This is a genomic window from Tamlana crocina (assembly GCF_012037625.1).
This window is the reverse complement of sequence record NZ_JAAVJS010000703.1, coordinates 1-315: the sequence shown is the minus strand read 5'-3', so window position 1 is coordinate 315 and position 315 is coordinate 1. Positions and strand designations below refer to the sequence as shown.

The following is a 315-nucleotide window of genomic DNA, read 5'->3' as shown; positions in this document are numbered from 1 at the left end:
GGACAAAGACGAGCACCCGGGTAATCCCCTTTTTAAGGTCTGCATTTTCCCCAAAGAAGTGGCCTGCGTTAAACAGGAAGCCGACAAGAAAGATCACTCCAAGGAGGATTGGGAAGATGGTCCGGATCGTATCGGCAATATCATTAACCGAATTTTCAATTCCCCCGATTTGTGCAAAAAGCGGTAAAGAAACCAGGGACAAAAAGAGCGTGGGATAGATTGGTTTTTTCATAAAGCACAGTTTAAAATTTTGTGTTGTTTTTGTTATGGAAAAAATACATATATTTCAATATAATACGTTGAAAATCAGCATAA

General features: G+C 39.4%; 1 protein-coding gene. It reads right to left on the bottom strand.

What is annotated here, in order from left to right:
* A partial coding sequence (locus HC176_RS18630; RefSeq protein ID WP_167920467.1) for a hypothetical protein occupies window positions 1–232 on the bottom strand: 232 nt, incomplete at its 3' end.
* Between the last annotated feature and the right edge of the window lie 83 nt (window positions 233–315).